Here is a 22,056-nt window from a genome sequence, read left to right on the forward strand (position 1 = left end):
GTTCACTGATTCAGTGGTCTCGCCCTTGTCGAGTCAGGTCGACCACATCCATCCGTTCATCGTACGTGAGCCGGAGCTTCTCGTCCGCCAGCGGAATCGAGATGCGGATGCGAAGCGGGTCCTCCGAAAGCAGTTCTTCCTCATAGTCGAGGAGGTACGTGCGTTGTTCGGCCGTGGCGAGGTCGAACTCGATACCGTGTTCGTAATAGAACGCGATCACTGCCGGCTGTCTCGTCGGATAGAACAACGTCGGCATCCGCCAGCGATATTTACAACTCTCGCAGACGTGCGAGGTGAGCATCCAGAAGATCGACCCACAGGTCTCGCAAAACTGGTACTCGTCCCAATCCGGGTGATGGTCCTCGCAAATATGGATCGCATTGACGGGCATCTCGCCCGCACAGTCTGGACAGACGCCGTCTATCACGGACGCCCGTCGATGGGTGCTCCAGATCCGATCCGCGTGGTTGATCTCATTCGGTTTGCGGTCCTGTAACCCCGATGGTGGGAACTCACTCTTGCTGATGACGCCGGGCGGGACGGTATCGACACACCGAGCGTCGCAGTTGGTGCACTCCAGATAACGCCACCCCTCCCGGTAGCTCCATTCCGGCTGTCCCCCGCAGTACCAACACGAGATATCCACCTCCACGGACTCGATTTCTGGGTTATCGATCGCGGTCCCGGAAAGGAGCATTCTGACCACTCGCTTACCAGCCTCCCGGAGTTCATACCCCTCCTCAGTACGGCGCACGAAGTGCGTCGTGAGCTTGTCGAGATGATAGTATATCCCGCCGGGATCGTCCGCGCTGACGCGTTCCCGGAGCTCGGTGAACCGCGTCGGCGAGGCATTCTGCGGGTCGTGGTCCTCCCAGAGAGCCTGCAACAATTCGAGCCGGGTCTCGTCCGACAGGAGCTGGAACGCTTTTTTTCTCGTGGCGGCATCCGATTCTCCCACATCTAACTTCGTTGACGAATCCATGCTAGATATTGGCAAGCAGTATCAAATAACATTCGTTCCAGTATATGCCTCGTGCGGTCGCTCGACCCAATCTGTGACGGACGAGAGCCCTCGCCGAACGAATCCAAAATTACCGAGAGTTATTGAAATTTCGTTCTATTGGGAATCCAATAGAAATGTTATTCGAATAACACTTATCTCTGAGTCGGTCGAAGCGTCGTTTTGGAGGTTCACAGATATGACGAACAGATGGGCCATTGAGGGCGACTACCTCGAAGCGTGCAATTGCGATGTCGCCTGTCAGTGTATCTGGATGGAATCACCCGACGACGGCGTGTGTACGGTTTCTCTCGCGTGGCACATCGAGGAAGGCTCGTATGGGGATATCGATTTGAGCGGGCTCAATGCGACGTGGCTCGCAAGCTACGATGAAGGCAATCCATTCGATCCGGACGCCACCTGGCCACTGGTGGTTCTCCTCGACGAGCAAGCAAACGACGACCAGCGTGCGGCACTCGAAAACATCTTCGTCGGTCGAGCGGGTGGCATCTTCGGAGTCGCAGTCGATGCCCACGTCGAGAGCGTTGAGGTTGCGACCGCTCCGTTCTCTTTCACCCGGGACGACGGGGAGTTCTCGGTCGAGATCGGCGACTGGGTCTCCGTGGAGGCGGCCGAGCAGAACGGTGTGTTGGGTGAGTTAGGAACGGTCTCGCCCCATCCGTTCACGAAAAGCCTGGAGATGAATACTGGCAAGTCTACAACCGCCACAGTGTCGTACAACGACGAGTTCACGTGGGACGTCTCCGGGAACAATTCGTTCCTCGGTGATTTCGAGCTGGGGAACGCCTGACTGGGGTCGGATGACTGGGTAGCTCTTCGACCATGCACATCCGAGACTCATTACGAAACCGGTTCTTCACCGACGTCCCGATCATCGCGCTCGTCACCTATCTACTCGCTCTGCTCGGCTGGCTCGTGATCATCAACCGCTGGCTCCCGATGCCAGGTGGAGCCATGGACACGCCGATGCAGATGTCCGAACCGGGAGTACCGGAGGCGATGGCACTCTCGAACGGACTCACTGGTGTTGGTCTCTACCTGCTCATGTGGGCAGTGATGATGATCGCCATGATGTACCCGTCGTCGGTCCCGCTGTTCAGATTGTACTACAAGACGATAGAGGGGGCGACGAAAACACAAAAAGCGGCGCGGCTCGGCGCGTTCATGGGGACATACGCGCTCGTTTGGACGGTGACGGGAATCGTCCCACTCGTGGTGAACACGATGGTGCCACTTGCGACCATCGCGGACCAGTATGCGGGATTCCTGATGGGTGGGACACTCCTACTTCTGGCAGGCTACCAACTGTCCTCGTACAAGTACCGATGTCTCCGGTACTGTCGATCCCCACTCAGTCTTCTCATGAGTCGCCATCGACCGGGGGTTCGCGGAGCCATTCGGACGAGCTGGGAGTTCAGCCTCTTCTGTGTCGGCTGCTGTTGGGCTCTGTTCGTCTTCATGGTGGTCGTGGGGTCTATGAACATCGTCTGGATGGCGCTCATTACACTCGCACTCTCGCTCGAGCGAGGAGTCGCATGGGGTGACCGGTTGGCTCGTGGGACTGGAGTCGTCGCTGGAATCGTAGGGATTGCAATCCTCGTAATCTCCGTGATCTAACGCCACCCGGTCACGATGAGGAATGCGCACTGTGTATTCAGCACGGTTTCAACAATCTCTCAGCGACTGAGGGTTTCGATAGAGTCGCTGCAGCAGACGTGACGAAGTGAGTAGTGGTCGAGACGAGACTGGCTGGATGTCTCCCAGACTGACCGGGACGTACGCGCCCTGACTCCCAGATTCGTCACTCGACTAGCTCGACCACGGCACCCACGTCTGTCTCTCGCACCTTGATATCGTAGCCGAAGGCGCGAATCACGTCGAGATTGGTCCGGACGTGTTCGGTCACCGCCGGAATCCGGACCCGTCCGCCAGCGAGGGCGACCCACACGAGCAGTTGGTCGGCCATGTGGCGGTCCACAGGTGCGTCACCGCGATACCAGTCTGTGAACGCGTCGACTGCCTGTGCGCCAACGTCTTCGGCGGGCACGCCTCGTTCGCCGTAGGCGTCGAATCCGGCGACTGTGTCTCCGCATCGAGCGACGAGCACGACGGCCGTTCCCGGTGACGTGCTCTCGGCGTAGGTGACAGACGCACGGAGTGGTGCCTCGACACCTTCAGCGGCGAGCGCGGTTCGGACGCCTTCGACCTGTCTGTCCGCGACTGAGGCGTCCGAGAGTGCGTCGCTGGCGACCGAATAGACGTGGAGGCCGTCGAGTGATGGCCGGTCGAGAACGTCGAGTGAGGCAGGGTCTGCAGGGTCGATTCGCACTGCGAGTCTGCCGCCACCGGCAGGGTAGAATCCGCGCCGACGCACGTCTACGTCGAAGGTGACGCCGAACGTCGAACACAACGGTCGCTTCACGTATCGGAGATAGTCGGCCGGTGGCGACCATCGAACGTCGGTCCCACCCGAGACGGTGAGCGTCAGTGGACGGTCGATGGCGACGGCGACGGGAAGAAGTGTCTCGCTGACGAGTGTGGTGCTTCCGGCAGTGCCGACCGAGACGCTCACGGGGTCGCTCGACACCGAACCGGGTTCGAACTGAAGCGTCGAAGCGCCGTCGTTCCCGCCTACTACCTCGGCGTTAGCCACCGATTCAGCGACCGAGACACACGCGACGTGTTGTGCTTTGAGGCCCGGTGTCGACCGGTTGCCTCGGATGTTCTCCATCTCGAATGCCTCGCCCGTCACGAGTGACAGCGAGAGCGCCGTGCGAACGAGTTGGCCGCCGCCAGCACCCCCGTCGAGTCGGAGCATTCAGCGGACGACAGTGACCGGACACGACGCCCGTTCGACGAGTGCTTTCGCCACGCTTCCGGCGAATCCTTCGTACTGTTTCGAGATGCCGCGGTGGCCGACGAAGATGCCATCTGCACCGACACTTTCGGCGTAGGAGGTGAGTGCGTCGACCGGATTGCCGTAGAGTAGTTCGGTGGTCGCTTCGATGCCCGCCTCGGTGGCGTGTTCCAGTGCCTCGTCGAGGACCTGTTCGCCACGTGCTTCGGCGTCTTCGAGACTCTCAGCGACGATGTGGTCACCCATCGTCGGGACGCCTGCAATCGGTTCTTTCCCGCCTTCGACGAAGACGTGCGGTTCTACTGAGTAGACTATCGTAACCATCGCGTCCAGCGGTTCGACCATCGTGAAGGCGTAATCGAGCGCTCGGTCGGCAGACTCGGACCCATCAACTGCGACGATGAAGTTCATGCGTGTATACACGTGTCGTGACGAGAAAAAAGGAAGAGACTGCTACCGTGGGTGGAGAATCAGTGAATGAGGCGACTACAGGTCCCACAGAGGTTCTCTTCTTTGACGTCGACTTCGCGGACCGTCGGCGAGAAGGACATCACACACTTGTTGTTGTCACAGTGTTCGAGGCCGAGCGTGTGGCCGATCTCGTGGACGACTTCCTTTCGCACGCGGTCAGAGAGGACTTCGTCGGCGGGTTTGTTCGTGATACCACCGTCGGTGGAGGTTTGCAGACGGTACGTCGAGATGACCGAGCCGTTCCCGTTGAGGTACGCGAGGCCGAAGACGTAGTTCCGGCGGCGGTAGTAGAGGTCCTGCGCCGTGATGCCGATGTTCTTCTCACCGCGACCGACACGGCTCGTCAGTTCGATGAACTGTTCTGCGCGGTACTGATTTCGGCTTCTATCGAACGCGCCTTCCGGGATGGCCTGGTTCGACTGTACGGTCACATCGCAGTCGTAGACGGACCGCAAACCCGCGGATGCCTCACGCTTGACCGCGGCAGAAATATCCCCAATAGGCACGATATCGACAAGCATGCGAGGGATTAAGCGATGGCGCGTCATAAATATCCCGACGTGAGAAGTTCGTTGCGCGACGCCCTCGTGAATCGGTTACAGACGTACGACCGAGTGGTCGAAGTCGGGATTGGTCGAGCCACTGACGTGGCCGCCGAACTCGCCGAACACGGCGTCGATGTCGTCGCCGTCGATGTCTCCGACGTTCCGGTTCCCGACGGTGTTCGGTTCGTCCGCGACGACGTCGTCGCTCGGGCGGACGCATCCGAGCTCGGCCCCTACGACGGCGTCGATGCACTCTACGCGCTGAACTTCCCGGTTGAACTGCACGCCCCGACTGCCCGTGTCGCTCGCCGTGCCGGTGCAGACTTTCTCTTTACGACACTCGGCTACGACGAACCGTCGATACCGGTTCGCCGTGAGTCGATTCCCGGCGATACGCTCTACGTCGCGGAGGAGGGACCGGGTACTCGACGTCGGCGGTGATGAACGAGGGCGTTGGCTGGTGGGCTTGGGTTCGACGATAAGAGTAAGGCACTTGCCTCCCCGTTACGCCGTTCCAGTATGCACGCGGACGCTGTCGTCTTCGACATCGACGGGGTACTCGTTGACGTCGCCGACTCCTACCGGCGCGCCATCGTCGAGTCAGTCGACCGAACCTACGGCGAAACCATCACCCGCGACGACGTCCAGCAGTTCAAGGACGCCGGCGGATTCAACAACGACTGGGAACTGACCTACGCAGCGGCACTTTACGTTCTCACCGCACGTGAGCAGGATATCTCGGTCGAAGAGTTCACCGACGAAATCGAGACACGCGGCGGCGGCCTCGACGCGGCCGAAGCGACTGTCGAGTCGCGCTTCGACGACCCCGCGGTCGTCTTCGACCAGTGGAACCCAACCGAACTCCGAGAGACGTTTCAGGCGCTCTATCTCGGCGCGGACCTCTACCGCGACCTCGAAGGCGGAGACCCGCCGTTCGAGACAGCCGGCTACATCCACGACGAACCGGTCTTGCTCCGTCCGGAGACACTCGAAGCACTCGGTGACCGCGAAATCGGCGTGGTAACCGGTCGGCCATCCGCAGAGGCCGACATCGCCCTCGACCGGGTCGCCCTCGACGTAGCGGACGACCACCGGTTCACGATGGACGACTGGGACGAAGGCAAACCACACCCGGCCGCTCTCGTCACCGTCGCCGAACGACTCGACGCTCGGTCCATCGTCTTCATCGGCGACACGCTGGACGACGTGAAGACGGCACTGAACGCCGACGCCGCCGACCCGGAACGAGTGTACTACGGGATTGGTGTTCTCTCCGGCGGCCTCACCGGCGACGAGGGACGACAGAAGTTCGCCGAAATCGGTGCGGCTGCGGTCGTCGAAGACGTAAACGAGGTTCCGGAGTTGCTCGACTGATGGAGGGGAGTACGATGAGACAGACACAGGGTGGTCGTTGATATGAGACAGACACTGGGTGGTCGTTGATGGGTCACTTCCGCGCGTTCATCGTCACGCTCCTCGCGCTCGACGCGGTCATCTTCGTCGTCGGGTCGGTCCTGTCTCCGCCAGACCCGTTCACACAGATTATCTTGGTTGGCCCTCCGTTGCTGGCCGCCCCTGCTCTCGCGTGGTGGCTCGTCTACCGCGACGGCTTCGTTCGCGTACAGAATCTGTTCGAATCCGACGACGAGTGAGCGAACGAAGACGAGTGAAGAGTCCAGTACGTGGGACAACACAGGCAGAACCCTCCGGTCGCGTAACCCTTTACGTCACCCCAGTCCGCACGTGTACGTATGCGAATTGCACTTCTCGGTGGCACCGGCGATATCGGCGAGGGTCTCGCCCTCCGCTGGGCGTATCACACCGACCACGAGGTCATCATCGGGTCGCGCGACCCGGACAAGGCGCGTGCGAAGGCAGAAGAGTACGAGACTGAAATCTCCAGTCGCGGCCGCGACGTGAAGGTAAACGGCTTCACCAACGAGATGGCGGCCGACCGGGCGACGGTTATCGTCCTCGCTGTCCCACCGTACCACGTCGCCGACACCATCGAGGCCGTCTCGGATTCACTGGGCGACGGAGACATCCTCGTCACGCCTGCGACCGGTATCAAGCGCGACGACGACGGATTCCACTACCATCCTCCGAAGGCCGGGAGCGTGACGGCGCTCGTCGTCGACGCCGCACCCGATGATATTCCAGTCGTCGGCGCGTTCCACAACCTCGCGGCCGGTCGCCTCGCCGACCTCGATGCGGACCTCGGTATCGACACGCTCCTCGTCGCCGACGACGAGGACGCAAAAGAGACGGTTCGCCTCCTCGCGGACGGAATCGACGGACTCCGCGCTCTCGATGGTGGCGGACTCGCGAACGCCGCAGAAATCGAGGCGCTCACGCCGCTTCTCATCAACGTCGCGCACAACAACGACGGGCTCAACGACCTGGGCGTTCGGTTCCAGTAACGAGTTCGCCGAATCGCCCGTTCGGATTCAGAATCGATTCTTCAGTTCCTCGCGCAGGTCGTCGAGCGATGCGTCGTTCATCGCCAGGACGACGAGCAGGTGGTAGACGAGGTCCGCACTCTCGTAGAGGAGTTCCTCTCGGTCGTCGTCTTTGGCGGCGAGGATGGTCTCTGTCACCTCTTCGCCGAGTTTTTCGAGGGCGTAGTTCTCGCCTTTCTCGTGCGTGAACAGCGTCGTCGTGTAGGAGTCGTCGGGTAACTCGGCTTTGCGAGACTCGATGGTCGCAAAGAGTTCGTCGAGAACCTCGTCGGTCGGCGTGTCCGCGTCCATGGTCCAAAAACGAGTGGCGGCGGAAAAAGACCCTCTGATTCCGGCGACAGGTGGTTATGCTTCGACTTCGACTTCCAGTTCGTCGAAGAACGCGAGGTCGTGAATTCGACTGTCTGCGGTCAGTTCGGGGTGGAACGAGGTGCCGACGACGGGGCCGTCGCGCACGGCGACCGGGTTGCCGTCCCACTCGGCGAGTATCTCTACACCGTCGCCAACCTCGTCGATGAGTGGTGCGCGGATGAACACCGACGGGAACGGCGAGTCGAGGCCGGTCACGTCGAGGGGGGCCTCGAAACTGTCTACCTGCCGGCCGAAGGCGTTGCGGTCGACGGTCACGTCGACGAGGTCGAGCGTCTGGACGCGGTCGTCTTTTGCGTCACTCGACGCGACGATGAGGCCTGCACAGGTCGCGAGAACGGGTTTTCCGGCCTCGACGTGCGCTTTGATTTCGTCGTCGATGCCTTCGCGTTCGAGGAGACGTGAGATGGTCGTCGATTCGCCGCCCGGCATGAGAAGCACGTCGCAGTCGGGGACGAGGCCAGCGCGTCGGATTTCGACGAGTTCGGCCTCGACGCCGTGGGCATCGGCCGCGCGTTCGATTGCGTCGGCGTGTTCGGTAACGTCGCCCTGGACGGCGATGACACCGGCGCGTAGCGTATCCATAGACGAATCTCGGGAATGCGAGGACAAAAATCGACCGTTCGAGACGATTCCTTAGATAGCGAGTGCGTTCAGCACCAAGATACCGATACCAAAGAGGGTGCCTAACGCGACGACGGTCTTCGGGTCGACTCGAATCGCGTTGCGGTCCTCAGCGTCGAAGTAGCGGACGAGACCTGCGCTCGACATCAGACCGCCACTGTTCTGGCCCTTGCTCATACTCCATCGTCTGTGCGTCCGCCGCCTAAACGTTTCGGCTTCGCACTCGTCAGCGCCGACTGAGGGAGTGTCGCGACCCTAGATACGAAACGGGGCCGTGCCGCCGCATGAGTAATCCTTATGCGCGGGGGCAAGCAACGTGCGGCGGGAAACGATGACTGTTCGACTCTTGGACTTCTACGCAGACTGGTGCGGCCCGTGTAAGACGCAGGACCCGATTCTCGACGACCTCGAAGGTGACTTCGAGAGTGTCGAGTTCGAGAAGGTGGACGTCGACGAAGAACAGGACGTGGCCAATCAGTATCAGGTTCGCTCGCTGCCCACGCTCATCATCGAGAACGACGACGGAATCGTCGACCGGTTCGTGGGCGTGACCCAGCGAGAGGACATCGAGGCCGCGCTGAAACAAGCCGGCGCGTAAGCGGACTCGCCGTTTCTTCGGACGACCACCTCGGACGACCCACCCGACCGTGAGCGACAGCGGTGTGTCTCGCAAGCGTTATACGAACGGCGACGGGACTCGTATGCATGGCTAGTGACGCTGCGACGAAACGGACGCTCGAGAAGCAGATCTGTATGCGCTGCAACGCGCGAAACCCGAAGAAAGCAACCTCGTGCCGCAAGTGCGGATACAAGCACCTTCGACCCAAGTCGAAAGAGCGCCGCGCTGCGTAATTCTCGGGTTTTTCTGCTTATCGTTCTTGGCGGTACAACACCACGAGCACTGCCAGTAGTGCGATTTGGACGAGTTTGTCCACGATTCCGACGACACTGAAGATGTCCGGCCAGTTCAGCGCCACGTAGAGAACGATCTGTCCGGCGACGAAGGGCATCCCGAGGAGAATCGCCCACCGTCGCGTCTGCTCACTCCCACGCAGCACGGCCACGATACCGCCCGCAAAGCCTGCTGCGGCCCCGATGAACGCGAGCGCGAGTGGGTCGCCCAGATTCTGCGAGAGCGCGGCCGCGCCGAGGACGAGATGGACGAGTCCCGTTATCGCCGCGAGGACGACACCGAGATAGTCCAGCCGGCTCAGTTCGGGCCGGGTTGTCGTCGCCATCTCAGGCCTCCGGGTACTTTGGCGTGCGTTCTTCAGCGCGTCCGAGGGCACGTTCGACGACGTCGCGGACGGTGTCGCCGTCGGGTTCGTTCTCGAACACGTCGCCATGACCGGCGTACATCGATTCAACCGTCTCTGGAAGTCTGTCGAGGAGCGTCTGCAGACTGGAGATGAGACGTTCGCGGGACTGCCCCGCCATGTCGGTTCGGCCGAAACTCCCGTCGTCGTACGCGCCATCGTTGTAGACGACGACGTCGCCAGAGAACACCGAGCGACTGCTCACGAGCGAGACGTGGTCGTCGGCGTGTCCCGGCGTGTAGACGACGTCGAACGACTCGTCACCCATCACGACGTCGTCGCCATCGCCGAGTTCGTGCGTTCGCAACGGATGGTCCGCGTAGGCGTACACGTCCGGTTCGAATCGGTCGACGACGGCCGCGAGCTCCGCGACGTGGTCCGAGTGTTGGTGTGTGACGACTACCGCGTCGAGGTGGTCGGTGTGTTCTGCGACGACGTCGTCGACGCCAGTCATCGCTCCGGCATCGACGAGGACGGTCCGGTCGCCGAGGACGAGATAGGCGTTACAGGTGAAGACGTCGGCGTCGGCAGTGACCGAGATGACTTCCATACGGGCCTCTATGTTCTCCGACACGAAAAATCGGTTGACAGGAACAACTGGTGTCGTGACACGCTGTCTCCAGCGTAACTCGTGCGACAAACCATTTTTCAGGCTCGGTCGTGTAGTGTGAACTGTATGGGATTCGGGAGTTACGATGAGTCAGAGCAGGGAGACCAGAACGTCGACTTCGACGAAGAAGACGGCGTAGAGACGAGCAAAGAGAAACACGAAGGCAAAGTGGACTTCGAAATCGGTGCATCGAACGACGAGCTACTGGACCGCCTGCAGGAGATCAAAGAGGAGTGAAGTCGGGGACTCGTGCGCTCGGGGTTGCGGAATCGTATCCCGGTACGGCGCGCGTCCCCAGCGACGATTCGACCGAGACCACATTTTCGACCGACTCGACGCAGCGCAGTGCCGACCGTCTCGATTCGCCCCCCGAGAGCGTCCTCTGTGGGGCGGTCGTTCGGGCGGACCGCGTCGTCGACGGCCTCGAATTCGAGACGTGTACCGTCGGCGGCGACGATGCGACCGACGCAATCGCGTCGCTGTACCACGGGCTCGGCCGCGACGACGTTCGGTACGTCCTCGTGTCGGGCATCGCACCGGCGTGGTTCAACATCGTCGACATCGACCGTCTCGCGACCACGCTCGACCGGCCGGTGCTCTCTGTCTCGTTCGAAGCGAGCGACGGACTGGAGACTGCGCTCTCCGAACAGTTCTCCGGGGAGGCGCTCGCCCGCCGCCTCGATAGCTATCGTGCTGCACCGCCACGGCGAGAACTCGACGTGAACGGCGAGCGTCTCTTCGTTCGGGCCGCCGGCTGCGACGACGACGAGGCGACTCGCGTGATTCGGGCGTTCACGCCGACCGGTGGACGCCCCGAACCGCTTCGCGTCGCACGGATGGCCGCTCGTGCGGCGCGGCGCTTCGTGGGGAATTAAGCCGTCGCCGTCCTCGAAGCGGATATGGAACAGATGGAGGGCCTCTGTGTGACCGCCTGCGAGAAGTGTCCCGAACTCGTGGCCTCACGAAGTCGTATCGTCAACGGGGTCGGACCCGAGGACGCCGACCTGCTCTTTCTCGGTGAGGCACCCGGAGCGAAAGAAGACGAGGGCGGCGAGCCGTTCGTCGGTCGGTCTGGATCTGTCCTCGACGACGCACTCCGGGAGGCCGGCCTCGCCCGCGCCGACGTTCGTATCACCAACTGCGTTCGGTGTCGCCCGCCGGACAATCGCGACCCGAAGGCAGAAGAACTGTCGAACTGCCGTGGCTATCTCGCCCGCGAGTTCGAACTGGTCGACCCAAAACTGGTCGTCACGCTCGGGAAAGTCCCCTCACAGCATCTCCTCGACCGGAGCGTCGCCATCACGAACGAGTCGGGGTCCGTCGTCGATGCCCGTCTCGGCGAGTCTTCGTATCGGGTGCTGCTCTCTGTCCACCCCGCCGCGACACTGTACGACCGAGGCCAGCGCGAGGGCTTCTTCGAGACCATCGCTCGGGCCGCTGACCTCTCCGGACTCGCCGATTCGTCCGACGGGCAGTCGAGTCTCGGCGACTTCTAACTACGACGACCCTCCAAGAATTTCTAACCACGACCACCCTCCAAGAACTTCTAACCACAACCACCCTCCAAAAAAGTGCCACGCACGAGTGTGGCGTCGATTGTGGGTTCGTGATGTGGTATCGGTGACGAGTTCGTGATGTGGCGTCGGCTGCGCGTCGTGATTACTCCCAGAGGGAGCGGGCCATCCGCTGTGGGAACTCGACGACGAGTTTGAGGAAACTCGTTCCCTCTTCTTCGCCACGGATGTACGACCGGACGCGTTGACTCACGAACTCGACGGAGACGACGAGCAGGAAGATGACGAGAATCGTCGCCATCATGTTCGTGTACTTGAACAGACTGCGCTGTGTCTGCAGGATGTAGCCGATACCGCCACCGCCGATGAGACCCATCGTGACTGCAATCCGCGTGTTGATTTCGAGGATGTACATCGTCCACGCGATGAACGGGGTGAACACCTGCGAGAGCATCCCGAAGACGACGGTCTGCCGGCGGTTCGCACCGGTCGATTCGATCGCCTCGATCGGCCCGTCTTCGACTTCTTCGAGCGCGTCGGTGAACAGTCGGCCGAGGTTCCCCATCGTGTCGGTCCCGATAGCGAGGGTGGCCGTAAACGGCGAGACACCGCCGAGCGGGATGTAGATGAGTGCCCAGACGAGTGCCGGGATGGCGCGGATGACGCTCATCGTCCCACGGAAGATGAAGTTGAACGGATAGGGAGTCACTCGTTCAGACCCGAGGACGCCGAGGAGGAGCGCGCCGGGGATGCCGAGAACGGTCCCGGCGAACCCCATCGCCAGCGTGACGATGGCCGCACCGAAGAGGTTCCGTTCCTGAATGAACTGCCAGTACGAGCCAAAGTCGACGAACGGAATCACGCCGAACAGCGACGCTTGCGGGAAGAACTCTCCGAGTGCGGTTTGGAACTCTGGCCAGTAGTAGAGGATTTCGGCCAGCGAGAAGCCGACTTCGTCCAGCGCCTGGAAGAAGAAGAACCCAAAGACCAGCGAGAGGATGAACGCCATCCCCCACTTGATTCGCTTCGTAATCGTGATGTCTCGGAGTGCGCCGTCGAGTCCGCTCATCGAGGTCCCACCGTCGGCGCGAGGATTCGACGTGTCCTGTGACGACGAGCCGTCTCGGTCGCTCATACGTGGGCCTCCGTCCCTTCGCGGATGTCCTGTGTCTGTACGTCGCCGTAGATGCGGTCGATGATGTCCACTGTCAGGTCTTCACGATAGCCGTCGAAGACGAGTTCTCCGTCTCGCAAGCCGAGGAACCGTTCGCCGAACTCGCGAGCGAGGTTGACCTGATGGAGACTCGCCAGCGTCGACAGGTCTCGTTCTTTGGCTGCGCTTCGGATGTAGCCCATCACCGTCTCGGCACTCGCCGGGTCGAGACTCGCAACGGGTTCGTCGGCGAGGAGGAGATTCGGACGCTGGACGAGCGCTCGCGCGATACCGACGCGCTGTTGTTGCCCACCGCTCATGTTCCGCGTCCGCTGGTTGGCTTTGTCCAGCAGGCCGACCGTTTCGAGCGCGCTGAGTGCCTCCATCTTGTCCTGACGGGAGTGCCACCCGACGAGGCTACGGAAGAACGGGGTCCGGTGGAGTGCACCGGTGAGCGCGTTCCCGTAGGCGCTGAGTTGCCCGAGAACGTAGTGTTGCTGGAAAATCATCGCCACGTCGTTGCGCGGTCCTTTGACCGGTTCGTCGTTGATTCGAATCTCACCCGACGTGGGGTTCGTGATACCATTCAGACAACGCAATAGCGTGGACTTGCCTGCGCCGGACTGCCCGAGCAGCACGGCGAACTCGCCATCCTCGATGGTAAAGGAGACGTCGTCCAACGCTCGAACGTCGCCGAACGTTTTCGTGAGGTTACGTACTTCGATGGTACTCATAGTGTGTCGGCGGAGTTCCCGCGTTCATCCGTCGTGTGTGCGGCACCGCCAAAATGATACTGCAATGGAATTATTTGTGTGGTGATTACTGCCCGAGCGTGATGCCCAGCGAGTCGATGACGTCCTTGATCGGTTGGTAGTCTTCGACCGTGCCGGGTTCGACACCAGTGAACCAGAGCTGTTCGTCTTCACCGAGGTCCTCGTTGATGAGGTCGTCCTGCGTGACGCTCGTGAGGGCGTCCGTGAGCGACGACTTCATCCCGTCTTCGAGTTCGGAGCGCACGATTATCGGTGCACGTGGGATGGGGTCAGACGTTGCAAGCAGGTTGAGTTGTGGGTCGGCGGTTCCGAGGTCGCCGTCGTTCTCGGCGGAGATGTCGAGGAACTCCTGTGGGAACTGGTCTTTCGGGACGTGTGGGGCGACGGAGAACGCGCCGGTCCCTGCGGCCACGACTTCGTCGCGGTTGACGAGCGTCTCGCGCGCCGTCGAATGATCGGACCACTGACCGGTGAAGTCGACTGGGTCGCCGTCGGGGGCGTTGCCCGTGTCGAGTCCGGCCTGCTGGAGCATGTACAGCGGGAAGAGCGACCCACTCGTCGAGAGTCGGTCTGCGAAGGCGACGGTCTTCCCCTCCAGGTCTGCGAGTTCTTCGATGCCGCTGTCCGGCGTCGTCGTCATGAGCGAGAAGTACTTCGCCGCACCGTAGGCGACGCGGATTCCCATAACTTCGGTCACGCCTTCGTTTCCGCCCTGAATCGCAATCGTCGGCGACGAGTCCGCGAGGTCGGCCTGTCCGGACTTGAACGCCTGATAGACTGCCGCGTAGTCCGCTGCGACTTTCGACTCGACCGTCACGTCGGCCTCGCTTTCGAGGTAGCCAAACAACGGTTGGTACTGTTGTTTGATGTCGACGTCCGACTCGGACGGCGTCAGAAGGAACGTCACCGCGTCTGAACCACCGATACTGCCGATACAGCCACTCAATCCTGCCATACCCAGTGCACCGACTGCACCTGTCTTTTTGAGGAAGTCTCGCCGTGAGGACATGTTGTTCATTACGACTCTCATACAGATTGACGTTAAATCTTCCTATTATTTCCTCGATAATGGGTTCAAATATAAACTCGCCGTGCTTGCACTACGAGTTTCTATAAAAATGTTGGTCTACGTAGTGACAACGTGGGTGTCGCCGGGACGGAAACTCACTTGGCTACGCTCCTCGAAAGACGAGTATGAGCACGACACAGGCGTCCGAGGAGACCCTCGCCGACGTGGTGATGGTCGACTACGGCCTTGGAAACCTCCGAAGCGCCATGCGTGGCCTCGAACGTGCAGGCGCGAACGTCGTTATCTCCGACGACCCGGCGGATTTCGAAGATGCAGACGGCATCGTCCTCCCCGGCGTCGGTGCCTTCTCTGAAGGAATGGAGAACGCCGGACCGTTCCGTGAACCACTCGCGGAGGCCGCAGACGCAGGCACGCCGATATTCGGTATCTGTCTCGGCATGCAGATGCTTCTCACCTCGTCGGAGGAAGCAGACCACGCGGGCGAAGGAGAAGTCGAAGGCCTCGACTTCATCCCCGGTCGAAACCTCCGCTTCGACGAGGGCCAGAAGGTCCCGCACATGGGATGGAACGAACTGCACGTCCAGCGCGACCACCCGCTCGTCGAGGGCGTCGACGGCGAGTACGCCTACTTCGTCCACTCGTACTACGCCGACCCAGACGACGAGAACGCCATCGTCGCCACGACGGACTACGGCGTCGAGTTCCCTGCGGTCGTCGCCAACGAGGACGGGACGATCTTCGGGACGCAGTTCCACCCCGAGAAGTCCGGCGAAACCGGACTGACTATCCTCCGCAACTTCGTCGAGTTCTGCGCGAACAGATAGGTCGAACCTCCGTTCTCCGAGGCCGTCGTCGAATCTGCCTCCCCCGACGGCCTTTTGTCGTCTGTCTGTGAAGGAGGCGGTATGCAGGCAGTCACGCTCGGCCCGGCGGGCACGTACTCGCATCGTGCCGCCCGTGCCGTCGCCGACGACGTCGCCTTCAGAGAATCGGTCACGTCCATCGTCGACGCGGTCGCTGACGGGTCGTTCGAACGAGGCGTCGTCCCCATCGAAAACAGTATCGAAGGAAGCGTCTCCGAGAGCCTCGACGCCGTGGCGAACTCTGACGTGAGCGTCGTCCAGGAGATTGTGACGCCCATCCGCCACGCCCTCTTGGCCCAGAGTGAGGAGTTCGACACCGTCGCGAGTCACTCGCAGGCGCTCGCGCAGTGTCGGTCGTACCTGGACGAGAACTACCCCGACGTGGCGCTCGAAGCGGTGGCCAGCACGGCACGTGGTGTCGAACGCGCCCGTCAGGACGCGTCAGTTGCGGGCATCGGCCATCCAGATAACGCGGGTGACGACCTGCAAATCATCGCCGAAGACATTCAGGACCGGTCGTCGAACGCGACGCGCTTCCTGGTCGTCGCACCCGAGTCCGCACGCTCGGACGCCGGCGGGAAAACGTCGCTCGTCGTCTACCCGAACGCGAACTACCCCGGTCTGCTCCTCGAACTCCTCGAAGCGTTCGCCGAACGCGACATCAACCTCTCGCGTATCGAGTCGCGCCCGAGTGGGAACCGCCTCGGCGACTACCTCTTCCACATCGACGCCGACGCCGGACTCTACGAAGAACGCATGCAAGCCGCCGTCAACGACGTCGAAGGAATCGCCCGCAACGGATGGGTTCGCGTCCTCGGGTCGTACGATACGCGACACGTTCTGTACTGAGTCTTCGACACCGGTTTTCTGACACGAAACTGGTTTTCTGACTGTCCACTGGCCCTCACGTGTGAGAATGGCCACATGTTTCTTTGAGATGCGCGTCGAATATCGGGGTGTATGCAACGAAATCCATTCGACGAGATCGAAGACCTGTTCGACCGGATGGGCCAGTCCTTCGAGGACGCTGGCCTCGCTCGCTTCCAGGACATCTCCCTGGACATGCTCGAGACGGACGACAGTATCGAAGTCGTCGCCGACCTGCCCGGATTCGAAAAAGAGGGCCTCAACGTGAGCGTTCGCGGCCGACAACTCTCGATTGCGGCCGAGAGTGAGGGTTCGACAGATATCGACGAAGAGAACTACATCCGACACGAGCGAAGTCACCGCTCGGTCTCTCGGACGGTGACGCTCCCGACCGAAGTCAAGCGCGACGAGGTGACCGCGCGGTACCAAAACGGCGTGCTCACCATCACGCTCCCGAAGGCAGAACCACTCGGCGAAGATAGCCGCAACATCGACATCGAGTAATCGACCACATTTTCCGAATATCGAAGAGAGAGACACTCTACTGTGCTATTTGCTACACTAGTTCCGGAAATCATTATCTCCTCAGACGGCGTCCATATCTCTCGGTGAATTACCGATGATGCGACGCACAAATCCATTCGACGACATCGAAGAACTGTTCGAACGACTCTCCCGACAATTCGACGAGATGGGCCACCAGTTCGACCGCTCGGGCATGATGCCGACGACCCGCCTGCACGACATGGCCGTCGACCTCTCTGACTACGACGACAAACTCGTGCTCTCTGCGGACCTCCCCGGCTACGAAAAAGAAGACATCTCCCTCTCGATTGCCAACCGGACGCTGACCATCGACGCGAAGCGCGAAGTGACCGAAGAGCACGGCGAGGGCGAATACCTCCGCCGCGAACGCCGCCAGCAATCCGCTCGCCGCACCCTCCGTCTCCCCGACGCAGTCGACGAAGAGAACGCGACGGCATCGTACCACAACGGCGTCCTCACCATCGAACTCCCCAAGATGGACGTCGAACCCGACGACTCCCACCGCATCGACATCGACTGAGTCGAGTCGGCCGCTTCGGCCCTCGTTCGTCTGAAGACTGAATTCGATTTTCTGTTGTCACTGTTCGGTTCGTCTAGCGGGCGCGTCAGCCGACGTTCTCGTGCTAATCAGTGACAATATCTGCCGCAATCAGACAGGCGGAGAAGTCGAGTATAGGAGTTATTTTAGGTCGGCGTGCCACTACCACGGATATGGACTACGACCCGCAGGAACTCGAGGCGCGTTGGCGGGAGCGCTGGGCCGAGTCTGGCCGATACGAGGCCGACCCGGACGCAGACGCTGAGGACGCGACGTTCGTCACGGTTCCGTATCCGTATCCGAGTGGTGGGATGCACATCGGGCACGCACGCACCTACACGGTTCCGGACGTGTACGCTCGATACCGACGCCAGCAGGGTGACAACGTGCTGTTCCCCATCGCCTGGCACGTCACCGGCACGCCGATTATCGGTGCCGTCGAGCGACTGAAGAAAGGCGAAGAAAAGCAACTGTCCGTCCTCACAGATACCTACAACGTCTCCGAAGACACACTCTCTGAACTGGAGACGCCGATGGGGTGGGCACGCTACTTCATCGAAGAACACTACAAGAAGGGGATGCAGTCGCTCGGGCTCTCCGTGGACTGGCGACGCGAGTTCACGACGAACGACGAGCGCTACTCGAAGTTCATCGAGTGGCAGTACCGGACGCTCCGCGAACGCGGCCGACTGGAGAAGGGTCTCCACCCCGTCAAGTTCTGTACGAACGAAGAGCAACCGGTCACGACCCACGACCTTCTCGAAGGCGAGAACGCCGAATTTCAGGAGTACACGCTCGTCCGCTTCGGCTGGGAACGCGACGGCGAGTCCGTCGTCGTCCCGATGGCGACGCTGCGCCCCGAGACGGTCCACGGCGTGACGAACGCCTACATCGACCCCGAAGCGACCTACGTCGTCGCCGACGTCGAAGGCGAGACGTGGTTCGTCTCCGAGTACGCCGCCGCGAAACTGGAGTATCAAGCGCACGACGTCGAGATTCTGGAGACGGTCGAAGGCTCCGAACTCGTCGGCCAGTTCGTCGAGAACCCCGTCACCGGCGACCACGTCCCGGTCCTGCCTGCCGGATTCGTCGACGCCGACAACGCGACTGGTGTCGTCATGTCCGTCCCGGCGCACAGCCCCGACGACTACGTCGCACTGCAAGAGGCGAAAGCCGACACCGACTACCTCGAATCGTTCGGCATCGACCCCGCCGACGTGGAGGCAATCGAGCCGATTCCAATCCTCGACATCGACAGCGAGGGCGACGAGTACGGCGAGATTCCCGCCAAATCGGCCGTCGAGAACCGCGGCATCGAGTCGTCGGACGACCCCGCCCTTGAGAAGGCCACGAAGGACCTCTACAACAAGGAGTTCCACGCTGGCCGCCTGAAGGAGTTCTACGGCGACTACGCCGGCGAACTCGTCGAGAAAGTCCGCGACGACTTCAAGGCTGACGGCATCGAGGCCGGTCAGTTCGACGTGATGCAGGAGTTCTCCGAGGAAGTCGTCTGTCGCTGTGGTGGCGACGTCGTCGTCGCCGAACAGGACACGTGGTTCCTGTCGTACGACGACGAAGACTGGAAGCAGATTGCGCACGACGTGGCCGACGGTCTGGACGCCATCCCGGACAACACTCGCGACGAGTACCACCACACCATCGACTGGCTGAACGGATGGCCGTGCATCCGCAACTACGGCCTCGGCACCCGCCTGCCGTGGGACGACCAGTTCGTCATCGAGCCATTGTCGGACTCGACGATCTACATGGCGTACTACACCATCGCCCACCGCCTGCAGGACATCCCGACGGAAGACCTGACACAGGAGTTCTTCGACACGCTGTTCTACGGCCCAGAAGCGGCCGATGAAACCGACGAACGCGCCCTCGAACTGCGCGAAGAGTGGGACTACTGGTACCCGGTCGACTACCGCTTCAGTGGGAACGACCTCATCACGAACCACCTGACGTTCTACCAGTTCCACCACGGCGAACTGTTCGACCAGCCACAGTGGCCACAGGGCATCGTCATCATGGGGATGGGCCTGCTCGAAGGCCAGAAGATGTCGTCGTCGAAGGGGAACGTCGTCCTCCCCGGCGAGGCCATCAGCGAGTACGGGGCCGACACCGTCCGCTTCTTCCTGCTCAACTCGGCCGAACCGTGGCAGGATTACGACTGGCGCTCCGAACTCGTCGGGTCAGTCCAGGACCAGCTCAACCGCTTCTGGAACCGCGCACAGGAGATTATCGCGGACCCCGGTCCAGAAGACCGACCAGAACTGGCGACCATCGACCGATGGCTCCTGTCGAAGCTTCAGGACACAGTCCGCGACGTGACCGACGCGATGGACGAATCCGAGACACGGTCGGCCAGTCAGGCCGCCTTCTACAACTTCGAAGAGGACCTGCGCTGGTACCGCCGCCGGACGGACCTCGACCGCCCCGCCGCGAAGTGGACGCTCCGAACCGTCCTCGAGACACGCCTGCGCCTGCTCGCTCCGTTCATCCCGTTCATGGCGAACGAACTCCACGAGCAGTTGACCGGCACGCCAGCCGAAGACGCGCCGTGGCCGGAACCGGACACGGAGTTCGAAGACGAGTCCGTCGAACTCGAAGAGACGCAGGTCGAACGCCTGACTGAAGACATCCGCGACATCATCGACGTGACGGATTCGGACCCAGACACGCTTCGTGTCTACGTCGCCGCCGACTGGAAACGCGACGTGTTCGAGACGGTCGTCGACAACGGCGACAACGTCGGTGCCATCATGGGACAGGTCATGCAGGACCCAGCCCTCCGTGAGAAAGGCAACGCCGTCAACGACCTCGTACAGGACCTCGTGAGCCAGACGCGCGGGCAGGACGAGGCGGCACTCCGCGCCAAACTCGAACTCGACGAAGCGTCGACCTACGAGCGTGCGGCCGACTTCCTCGCGCGTGAGTTCGACGCGGTGGTCGAGGTGTACGTCGAAGACGACGCAGACATCGTCGACCCGGCCGACCGCGCATCGAAGGCGATTCCGTTCCGTCCCGCAATCCACCTCGAATAACCGCGAGCACCTCGCTCGCCGGTCACCTTATCGTTTCGGCAAACGTACACGAATACATGAGTCAAGAGGAGTCACTCTCCCTTCCACAGAAGGCCTACCGAACCGTCACACCGCGGACAGGCATGCGACCCGACATGGAGATGGACTCCATCGGGTGGGTCATGTTTCTCATCCTCGTGATGCTCATGGTCCCACTCCTGCCGTTCATAGTCATCGTGTACGTGCTGTCGAAGGTGTTCGGCTACCTCGCCAATCAGCGCGGAACCGGTGAGTAACTGAGCGCAAAAACGCAGAAATAGACCCGCGAGTGTCGGTGTCGCGTTACTCGTCGGCGAGACCGAGCAGGTCGAACGCGTAGCCGTTGTCGTTCTCGTTCGCGTGTTCGTACGCGACGTGAGCTGCGGCAACGTCCTGAATCGCCAGTCCAGTCGAGTCGAAGACGGTGACGCCGTCTTCGTCTGTCCGACCGTCTTTGTTGCCGACGACGATTTCGCCGATGGCGCCGAAGATGTCGTCGTCACCGAGGACGCCCTCGTTGTACGGGACGTTGATTTCGCCCGAGTGGGTCGTCTGGGCGTGGTCGTCGATGACGAGTTTGGCGTTCAGGAGAATCTCGTCGTCGAGTTCGTGCTTGCCTTCGGCGTCGGCACCCATCGCGTTGATGTGGGTGTGCTCGCCGACGGCGTCGAGGGGGACGATGGGGCTTTCGACGGGCGTGACCGTCGAGAGAACGTCACACTGGGCGGCTTCTTCGATGGACCCGGCGCGGATGTCGAAGTCGGCTTCGAAAGCGTCGATGAAGTTGGCGACGCGTTCTTCGTCGAGGTCAGAGATGACGACTTCCTCGATGTCGCGGACCTCGCTGATAGCGCGGAGTTGCGTGTACGACTGGACGCCAGCGCCGATGATACCCATCGACGACGCGTCTTCGACGGCGAGGTAGTCGGTTGCGACGGCGGCGGCCGCACCCGTGCGAAGCATGGTCAGTTCCGTCCCGTCGAGCAGGGCGAGGGGGAATGCGTTTTCGGGGTCGGAGTAAATCATCGTCCCCATGACGGTCGGCAGCCCGAACTTGTCGCCGTTGTCTGGGTGGACGTTGACCCATTTGATACCTGCTGCGTCCCAGTCACCGGCGTCGAGATACGCGGGCATCGACCGGAAGTCACCGTTGTACTCCGGCAGGTCGATGTACGATTTCGGCGGCATCTGGGCGTCGCCGGTCTCATAGGCCGCGAAGGCGTCTTCGATGGCCGAAATGAGTTCCGACATCTGGACGTTCTCGTTGACGTCGTCTTTGTTCAGTAGCAGCGTCGTCGGCATAGTCACTCATTCCCGTACCCCCTACTTAGTTCGTTCTATTCCTGAACGCAACTACAACTCTAGACCTGAAAATGAGATAATCATCCAATTTCTTTAGAGTGCGACTAACTGACATTGTCGTTGTTCGGCG

Annotated in this window: 30 protein-coding genes; 17 read left to right on the forward strand and 13 right to left on the reverse strand. The window is 61.3% G+C overall.

Annotation, left to right across the window (positions count from 1 at the left end; all coding sequences use genetic code 11):
• Nucleotides 1–10: 10 nt before the first annotated feature.
• Nucleotides 11–982 (reverse strand): hypothetical protein, encoded by a 972-nt coding sequence (locus ACK3SC_RS02530; RefSeq protein WP_416838553.1) that lies wholly within the window; start codon nucleotides 980–982, stop codon nucleotides 11–13.
• Between the two features lie 217 nt (nucleotides 983–1,199).
• On the opposite strand from ACK3SC_RS02530, the gene ACK3SC_RS02535 reads away from it, so the two are divergent.
• Nucleotides 1,200–1,811: a DUF1326 domain-containing protein gene (locus ACK3SC_RS02535; protein ID WP_416838554.1), complete on the forward strand. Its 612-nt coding sequence runs from the start codon at nucleotides 1,200–1,202 to the stop codon at nucleotides 1,809–1,811.
• 32 nt (nucleotides 1,812–1,843) lie between these two features.
• Complete coding sequence (locus ACK3SC_RS02540) at nucleotides 1,844–2,638, forward strand: DUF2182 domain-containing protein (protein ID WP_416838555.1); 795 nt, start codon at nucleotides 1,844–1,846, stop codon at nucleotides 2,636–2,638.
• A gap of 184 nt (nucleotides 2,639–2,822) precedes the next feature.
• Here ACK3SC_RS02540 and rtcA read toward each other — a convergent pair whose 3' ends face one another.
• The 3 genes from rtcA to ACK3SC_RS02555 are packed head-to-tail and all read right to left on the reverse strand — an operon-like array spanning nucleotide 2,823 to nucleotide 4,870.
• Complete coding sequence (rtcA, locus tag ACK3SC_RS02545) at nucleotides 2,823–3,839, reverse strand: RNA 3'-terminal phosphate cyclase (protein ID WP_416838557.1); 1,017 nt, start codon at nucleotides 3,837–3,839, stop codon at nucleotides 2,823–2,825.
• On the reverse strand, nucleotides 3,840–4,289 hold the full coding sequence (locus ACK3SC_RS02550) for a universal stress protein (protein ID WP_416838558.1): 450 nt from the start codon (nucleotides 4,287–4,289) through the stop codon (nucleotides 3,840–3,842). It lies immediately after the preceding gene.
• Between the two features lie 59 nt (nucleotides 4,290–4,348).
• Nucleotides 4,349–4,870, reverse strand: coding sequence for an archaemetzincin family Zn-dependent metalloprotease (locus ACK3SC_RS02555; protein WP_151134762.1), 522 nt, complete (start codon nucleotides 4,868–4,870; stop codon nucleotides 4,349–4,351).
• A gap of 39 nt (nucleotides 4,871–4,909) precedes the next feature.
• On the opposite strand from ACK3SC_RS02555, the gene ACK3SC_RS02560 reads away from it, so the two are divergent.
• The 4 genes from ACK3SC_RS02560 (at nucleotide 4,910) to npdG (ending at nucleotide 7,314) form a co-directional block, all read left to right on the forward strand.
• Nucleotides 4,910–5,335: a UPF0146 family protein gene (locus tag ACK3SC_RS02560; protein ID WP_416839927.1), complete on the forward strand. Its 426-nt coding sequence runs from the start codon at nucleotides 4,910–4,912 to the stop codon at nucleotides 5,333–5,335.
• Between the two features lie 78 nt (nucleotides 5,336–5,413).
• Entirely contained in the window at nucleotides 5,414–6,268 is an 855-nt protein-coding gene (locus tag ACK3SC_RS02565; RefSeq protein WP_416838560.1) for a TIGR01548 family HAD-type hydrolase, read from the forward strand.
• A gap of 68 nt (nucleotides 6,269–6,336) precedes the next feature.
• Nucleotides 6,337–6,546: a hypothetical protein gene (locus ACK3SC_RS02570; RefSeq protein ID WP_416838561.1), complete on the forward strand. Its 210-nt coding sequence runs from the start codon at nucleotides 6,337–6,339 to the stop codon at nucleotides 6,544–6,546.
• A 99-nt stretch (nucleotides 6,547–6,645) separates the two neighbouring features.
• Nucleotides 6,646–7,314 carry an NADPH-dependent F420 reductase gene (gene npdG, locus ACK3SC_RS02575; protein ID WP_416838562.1) on the forward strand — a complete coding sequence of 223 codons (669 nt, stop codon included), beginning with the start codon at nucleotides 6,646–6,648 and terminating at the stop codon, nucleotides 7,312–7,314.
• 27 nt (nucleotides 7,315–7,341) lie between these two features.
• Here npdG and hisE read toward each other — a convergent pair whose 3' ends face one another.
• The 3 genes from hisE to ACK3SC_RS02590 are packed head-to-tail and all read right to left on the reverse strand — an operon-like array spanning nucleotide 7,342 to nucleotide 8,523.
• A complete protein-coding gene (gene hisE / locus ACK3SC_RS02580) occupies nucleotides 7,342–7,644 on the reverse strand; it encodes a phosphoribosyl-ATP diphosphatase (RefSeq protein ID WP_151110708.1) in 303 nt (100 codons plus the stop codon).
• A 54-nt stretch (nucleotides 7,645–7,698) separates the two neighbouring features.
• A complete protein-coding gene (pdxT, locus tag ACK3SC_RS02585) occupies nucleotides 7,699–8,307 on the reverse strand; it encodes a pyridoxal 5'-phosphate synthase glutaminase subunit PdxT (protein WP_416838563.1) in 609 nt (202 codons plus the stop codon).
• A gap of 51 nt (nucleotides 8,308–8,358) precedes the next feature.
• Entirely contained in the window at nucleotides 8,359–8,523 is a 165-nt protein-coding gene (locus tag ACK3SC_RS02590) for a preprotein translocase subunit Sec61beta (protein ID WP_416838564.1), read from the reverse strand.
• A 139-nt stretch (nucleotides 8,524–8,662) separates the two neighbouring features.
• Here ACK3SC_RS02590 and ACK3SC_RS02595 point away from each other — a divergent pair, with 139 nt between their 5' ends.
• Both ACK3SC_RS02595 and ACK3SC_RS02600 read left to right on the forward strand, forming a co-directional pair.
• Nucleotides 8,663–8,944 carry a thioredoxin family protein gene (locus tag ACK3SC_RS02595; RefSeq protein WP_416838565.1) on the forward strand — a complete coding sequence of 94 codons (282 nt, stop codon included), beginning with the start codon at nucleotides 8,663–8,665 and terminating at the stop codon, nucleotides 8,942–8,944.
• 107 nt (nucleotides 8,945–9,051) lie between these two features.
• Entirely contained in the window at nucleotides 9,052–9,198 is a 147-nt protein-coding gene (locus ACK3SC_RS02600; protein ID WP_411965301.1) for a 50S ribosomal protein L40e, read from the forward strand.
• A gap of 17 nt (nucleotides 9,199–9,215) precedes the next feature.
• On the opposite strand, the gene ACK3SC_RS02605 is transcribed toward ACK3SC_RS02600, so the two are convergent.
• Nucleotides 9,216–9,584, reverse strand: a complete 369-nt coding sequence (locus ACK3SC_RS02605) for a hypothetical protein (protein WP_416838566.1) — start codon at nucleotides 9,582–9,584, stop codon at nucleotides 9,216–9,218.
• 1 nt (nucleotide 9,585) lies between these two features.
• The gene (locus ACK3SC_RS02610; protein WP_416838567.1) at nucleotides 9,586–10,212 is read right to left on the reverse strand and encodes an MBL fold metallo-hydrolase; all 627 of its coding nucleotides are present in this window, start codon (nucleotides 10,210–10,212) and stop codon (nucleotides 9,586–9,588) included.
• Nucleotides 10,213–10,338: 126 nt separating this feature from the next.
• Here ACK3SC_RS02610 and ACK3SC_RS02615 point away from each other — a divergent pair, with 126 nt between their 5' ends.
• The 3 genes from ACK3SC_RS02615 to ACK3SC_RS02625 are packed head-to-tail and all read left to right on the forward strand — an operon-like array spanning nucleotide 10,339 to nucleotide 11,768.
• Nucleotides 10,339–10,509 (forward strand): DUF5786 family protein, encoded by a 171-nt coding sequence (locus tag ACK3SC_RS02615; RefSeq protein ID WP_416838568.1) that lies wholly within the window; start codon nucleotides 10,339–10,341, stop codon nucleotides 10,507–10,509.
• On the forward strand, nucleotides 10,506–11,147 hold the full coding sequence (locus tag ACK3SC_RS02620) for a DUF99 family protein (RefSeq protein WP_416838569.1): 642 nt from the start codon (nucleotides 10,506–10,508) through the stop codon (nucleotides 11,145–11,147). The genes ACK3SC_RS02615 and ACK3SC_RS02620 overlap by 4 nt, the downstream gene beginning before the upstream one ends.
• Before the next feature lie 24 nt (nucleotides 11,148–11,171).
• Nucleotides 11,172–11,768, forward strand: coding sequence for a uracil-DNA glycosylase (locus tag ACK3SC_RS02625; RefSeq protein ID WP_416838570.1), 597 nt, complete (start codon nucleotides 11,172–11,174; stop codon nucleotides 11,766–11,768).
• A gap of 163 nt (nucleotides 11,769–11,931) precedes the next feature.
• On the opposite strand, the gene phnE is transcribed toward ACK3SC_RS02625, so the two are convergent.
• The 3 genes from phnE to phnD all read right to left on the reverse strand — a co-directional run bounded on the left by phnE (nucleotide 11,932) and on the right by phnD (nucleotide 14,721).
• Nucleotides 11,932–12,855, reverse strand: coding sequence for a phosphonate ABC transporter, permease protein PhnE (gene phnE / locus ACK3SC_RS02630; protein ID WP_416839928.1), 924 nt, complete (start codon nucleotides 12,853–12,855; stop codon nucleotides 11,932–11,934).
• Nucleotides 12,856–12,917: 62 nt separating this feature from the next.
• Nucleotides 12,918–13,673, reverse strand: a complete 756-nt coding sequence (locus ACK3SC_RS02635) for a phosphonate ABC transporter ATP-binding protein (protein ID WP_416838571.1) — start codon at nucleotides 13,671–13,673, stop codon at nucleotides 12,918–12,920.
• Nucleotides 13,674–13,758: 85 nt separating this feature from the next.
• Nucleotides 13,759–14,721 carry a phosphate/phosphite/phosphonate ABC transporter substrate-binding protein gene (gene phnD, locus ACK3SC_RS02640; RefSeq protein ID WP_416838572.1) on the reverse strand — a complete coding sequence of 321 codons (963 nt, stop codon included), beginning with the start codon at nucleotides 14,719–14,721 and terminating at the stop codon, nucleotides 13,759–13,761.
• A 185-nt stretch (nucleotides 14,722–14,906) separates the two neighbouring features.
• On the opposite strand from phnD, the gene hisH reads away from it, so the two are divergent.
• The 6 genes from hisH to ACK3SC_RS02670 all read left to right on the forward strand — a co-directional run bounded on the left by hisH (nucleotide 14,907) and on the right by ACK3SC_RS02670 (nucleotide 20,881).
• Nucleotides 14,907–15,566 carry an imidazole glycerol phosphate synthase subunit HisH gene (gene hisH / locus ACK3SC_RS02645; RefSeq protein WP_416838573.1) on the forward strand — a complete coding sequence of 220 codons (660 nt, stop codon included), beginning with the start codon at nucleotides 14,907–14,909 and terminating at the stop codon, nucleotides 15,564–15,566.
• 81 nt (nucleotides 15,567–15,647) lie between these two features.
• A complete protein-coding gene (pheA, locus tag ACK3SC_RS02650; RefSeq protein ID WP_416838574.1) occupies nucleotides 15,648–16,454 on the forward strand; it encodes a prephenate dehydratase in 807 nt (268 codons plus the stop codon).
• Nucleotides 16,455–16,565: 111 nt separating this feature from the next.
• Nucleotides 16,566–16,976, forward strand: coding sequence for an archaeal heat shock protein Hsp14 (hsp14, locus tag ACK3SC_RS02655; protein ID WP_416838575.1), 411 nt, complete (start codon nucleotides 16,566–16,568; stop codon nucleotides 16,974–16,976).
• Nucleotides 16,977–17,091: 115 nt separating this feature from the next.
• Nucleotides 17,092–17,538, forward strand: coding sequence for an Hsp20/alpha crystallin family protein (locus ACK3SC_RS02660; RefSeq protein ID WP_416838576.1), 447 nt, complete (start codon nucleotides 17,092–17,094; stop codon nucleotides 17,536–17,538).
• 191 nt (nucleotides 17,539–17,729) lie between these two features.
• Entirely contained in the window at nucleotides 17,730–20,606 is a 2,877-nt protein-coding gene (gene leuS, locus ACK3SC_RS02665; protein ID WP_416838577.1) for a leucine--tRNA ligase, read from the forward strand.
• A 56-nt stretch (nucleotides 20,607–20,662) separates the two neighbouring features.
• Nucleotides 20,663–20,881 carry a hypothetical protein gene (locus ACK3SC_RS02670; protein WP_416838578.1) on the forward strand — a complete coding sequence of 73 codons (219 nt, stop codon included), beginning with the start codon at nucleotides 20,663–20,665 and terminating at the stop codon, nucleotides 20,879–20,881.
• 46 nt (nucleotides 20,882–20,927) lie between these two features.
• Here ACK3SC_RS02670 and ACK3SC_RS02675 read toward each other — a convergent pair whose 3' ends face one another.
• Entirely contained in the window at nucleotides 20,928–21,926 is a 999-nt protein-coding gene (locus ACK3SC_RS02675; protein ID WP_416838579.1) for an ornithine cyclodeaminase family protein, read from the reverse strand.
• Nucleotides 21,927–22,056 lie beyond the last annotated feature (130 nt).

This window comes from Haloferax sp. DFSO52, from assembly GCF_048158745.1.
In the GTDB taxonomy this organism is placed as follows: Archaea; Halobacteriota; Halobacteria; order Halobacteriales; family Haloferacaceae; genus Haloferax.

Bases quoted from the DNA above. Each gene is read 5' to 3' on its own strand.
- ACK3SC_RS02570 (WP_416838561.1), top strand. From the start codon at position 6,337: ATGGGTCACTTCCGCGCGTTCATCGTCACGCTCCTCGCGCTCGACGCG.
- ACK3SC_RS02625 (WP_416838570.1), top strand. From the start codon at position 11,172: ATGGAACAGATGGAGGGCCTCTGTGTGACCGCCTGCGAGAAGTGTCCC.
- hisH (WP_416838573.1), top strand. From the start codon at position 14,907: ATGAGCACGACACAGGCGTCCGAGGAGACCCTCGCCGACGTGGTGATG.
- ACK3SC_RS02615 (WP_416838568.1), top strand. From the start codon at position 10,339: ATGGGATTCGGGAGTTACGATGAGTCAGAGCAGGGAGACCAGAACGTC.
- ACK3SC_RS02550 (WP_416838558.1), bottom strand. From the start codon at position 4,289: ATGAACTTCATCGTCGCAGTTGATGGGTCCGAGTCTGCCGACCGAGCG.
- ACK3SC_RS02605 (WP_416838566.1), bottom strand. From the start codon at position 9,584: ATGGCGACGACAACCCGGCCCGAACTGAGCCGGCTGGACTATCTCGGT.
- ACK3SC_RS02540 (WP_416838555.1), top strand. From the start codon at position 1,844: ATGCACATCCGAGACTCATTACGAAACCGGTTCTTCACCGACGTCCCG.
- hsp14 (WP_416838575.1), top strand. From the start codon at position 16,566: ATGCAACGAAATCCATTCGACGAGATCGAAGACCTGTTCGACCGGATG.
- ACK3SC_RS02535 (WP_416838554.1), top strand. From the start codon at position 1,200: ATGACGAACAGATGGGCCATTGAGGGCGACTACCTCGAAGCGTGCAAT.
- hisE (WP_151110708.1), bottom strand. From the start codon at position 7,644: ATGGACGCGGACACGCCGACCGACGAGGTTCTCGACGAACTCTTTGCG.
- ACK3SC_RS02565 (WP_416838560.1), top strand. From the start codon at position 5,414: ATGCACGCGGACGCTGTCGTCTTCGACATCGACGGGGTACTCGTTGAC.
- npdG (WP_416838562.1), top strand. From the start codon at position 6,646: ATGCGAATTGCACTTCTCGGTGGCACCGGCGATATCGGCGAGGGTCTC.
- phnE (WP_416839928.1), bottom strand. From the start codon at position 12,855: ATGAGCGGACTCGACGGCGCACTCCGAGACATCACGATTACGAAGCGA.
- ACK3SC_RS02660 (WP_416838576.1), top strand. From the start codon at position 17,092: ATGATGCGACGCACAAATCCATTCGACGACATCGAAGAACTGTTCGAA.
- phnD (WP_416838572.1), bottom strand. From the start codon at position 14,721: ATGTCCTCACGGCGAGACTTCCTCAAAAAGACAGGTGCAGTCGGTGCA.
- leuS (WP_416838577.1), top strand. From the start codon at position 17,730: ATGGACTACGACCCGCAGGAACTCGAGGCGCGTTGGCGGGAGCGCTGG.
- ACK3SC_RS02670 (WP_416838578.1), top strand. From the start codon at position 20,663: ATGAGTCAAGAGGAGTCACTCTCCCTTCCACAGAAGGCCTACCGAACC.
- pheA (WP_416838574.1), top strand. From the start codon at position 15,648: ATGCAGGCAGTCACGCTCGGCCCGGCGGGCACGTACTCGCATCGTGCC.
- ACK3SC_RS02610 (WP_416838567.1), bottom strand. From the start codon at position 10,212: ATGGAAGTCATCTCGGTCACTGCCGACGCCGACGTCTTCACCTGTAAC.
- ACK3SC_RS02635 (WP_416838571.1), bottom strand. From the start codon at position 13,673: ATGAGTACCATCGAAGTACGTAACCTCACGAAAACGTTCGGCGACGTT.
- ACK3SC_RS02675 (WP_416838579.1), bottom strand. From the start codon at position 21,926: ATGCCGACGACGCTGCTACTGAACAAAGACGACGTCAACGAGAACGTC.
- ACK3SC_RS02600 (WP_411965301.1), top strand. From the start codon at position 9,052: ATGGCTAGTGACGCTGCGACGAAACGGACGCTCGAGAAGCAGATCTGT.
- ACK3SC_RS02555 (WP_151134762.1), bottom strand. From the start codon at position 4,870: ATGCTTGTCGATATCGTGCCTATTGGGGATATTTCTGCCGCGGTCAAG.
- ACK3SC_RS02590 (WP_416838564.1), bottom strand. From the start codon at position 8,523: ATGAGCAAGGGCCAGAACAGTGGCGGTCTGATGTCGAGCGCAGGTCTC.
- pdxT (WP_416838563.1), bottom strand. From the start codon at position 8,307: ATGGATACGCTACGCGCCGGTGTCATCGCCGTCCAGGGCGACGTTACC.
- rtcA (WP_416838557.1), bottom strand. From the start codon at position 3,839: ATGCTCCGACTCGACGGGGGTGCTGGCGGCGGCCAACTCGTTCGCACG.
- ACK3SC_RS02530 (WP_416838553.1), bottom strand. From the start codon at position 982: ATGGATTCGTCAACGAAGTTAGATGTGGGAGAATCGGATGCCGCCACG.